General features: G+C 47.4%; 1 protein-coding gene. It reads right to left on the bottom strand.

What is annotated here, in order from left to right:
• Positions 1–85: 85 nt before the first annotated feature.
• Positions 86–1,345 (bottom strand): adenylosuccinate synthase, encoded by a 1,260-nt coding sequence (locus tag JC606_RS23080; protein ID WP_137409198.1) that lies wholly within the window; start codon positions 1,343–1,345, stop codon positions 86–88.
• Between the last annotated feature and the right edge of the window lie 188 nt (positions 1,346–1,533).

The raw sequence follows: 1,533 nt of genomic DNA, 5'->3' as shown, positions 1-1,533 counted from the left end.
GACTCGCTACCCAATTAATCGCAAAGCAGCTCCGCTTAAGTGAACTACATTGCACCAGTGTGGGCTTTTTGCTTATTTGACTTGTCTAAGCTCGAATGATCATTTGGTCGCGTTCTGGACCAACCGATACCATTACAATTGGTACGCCCATCAGTTCTTCAATGCGAGTAACATAATCCTGTGCAGCTTGAGGAAGGCTTTCAAAAGTGCGACAACCTGTGATGTCTTCGTCCCAACCCGCCATGTCTTCATAAACTGGCTTTAGCTCAGCCGTTTGTGGCCAAATTGGGTTTTCGCTGTGCTCACCTGCGTATGCAGTACAGATCTTTAACTCAGCCAAACCAGACAGGCAATCAATCTTAGTGAGAGCGATTTCTGTCGCTGCTTGCAGTTCAACACCGTTGCGCGTTGCTACAGCATCGAAGTAACCCATATCACGTGGGCGACCTGTAGTAGCACCGTATTCATTAGAGCTTTCGCGGAAGCTATCTTGTTCTTCCATTGCAGTAACGAGGGTACCTGTACCCACAGAAGAGCTGAATGCCTTAGCCACTGCAATAACGCGCTCAGGTCGAAGGGCAGGTAAGCCACTACCAATACCCGCGTAAGCTGCCGTTACATTTGATGATGTTGTCCAAGGGTATTCACCGTAAACCAAGTCACGACCTGCACCGAGTTGAGCTTCAAACAGTAGGTTCGCGTCTTGTGCTTGAAGTGCCTTAAGAGGCTCAGTCACGTTGCAAATGAACGGACGCCAAGCTTTCGTCACTTCAAGTAGCCATTCAGTCATTTCTGAAGCGGTCTGAGTGAAGTCACATTTAGGGTAAAGGGCCTTTAATTGAGGCATCTTCCAATCCAGCATGAATTGAATGCGCTGCTCTAGAACCTCTGGTTGATTTAACCAACCCACAAGGATGCCTTTCTTCATCACGCGATCGCCGTATGCTGGCGCAATGCCTTGACGAGTCGAACCGTAAGCAGCATCACCTAAGCGTTCTTCTTCAAGCGTATCTTCGAGTGCGTGCAGTGGTAGGCACAGTGTAGCTCGATCAGAAATAGCAAGTTTCACGTCAACATTTGCTGCTTGAACTTCTGCGATCTCTTCGCTTAATGCAGCAGGGCTAATCACCATGCCAGGGCCAAGTACAGCCGTACAGTCAGGGTTAAAAATACCACTAGGAAGCTGGTGCAGTTTGAATGTACCGAAGTCGTTAACTACGGTATGGCCTGCATTGTTTCCGCCTTGGAAACGGATGCTCGCAGATGCTTCAGCTGCTAAAAAATCGACGATGCGGCCTTTGCCTTCGTCACCCCAGTTTGCACCCACAACAACGATAGATGGCATAAGTTTATCTCCTGACTGATTGAGAAATCATGTTAGTGCTGCGTTGTGGATAAGAGAAATTAATTATCTTTATTATCTTGATAAGGATTCCATATAACTCTAAAGTCTTAATCACAAGCGAGAATCCCTATCACGTTCAATGGTATGGACTCCCCACCTCAACTGACAGCGTCAGCTAAAGTTACAGG

Origin of the sequence: Vibrio sp. IB15 (genome assembly GCF_016406055.1) — a bacterium.
Taxonomy (GTDB): domain Bacteria; phylum Pseudomonadota; class Gammaproteobacteria; order Enterobacterales; family Vibrionaceae; genus Vibrio; species Vibrio chagasii.
This window is presented reverse-complemented; position numbering and strand designations above follow the sequence as displayed.

What these genes read in the sequence shown, in the direction of transcription:
- JC606_RS23080 (WP_137409198.1), bottom strand. Translation starts at nt 1,345, where the DNA reads ATGCCATCTATCGTTGTTGTGGGTGCAAACTGGGGTGACGAAGGCAAA.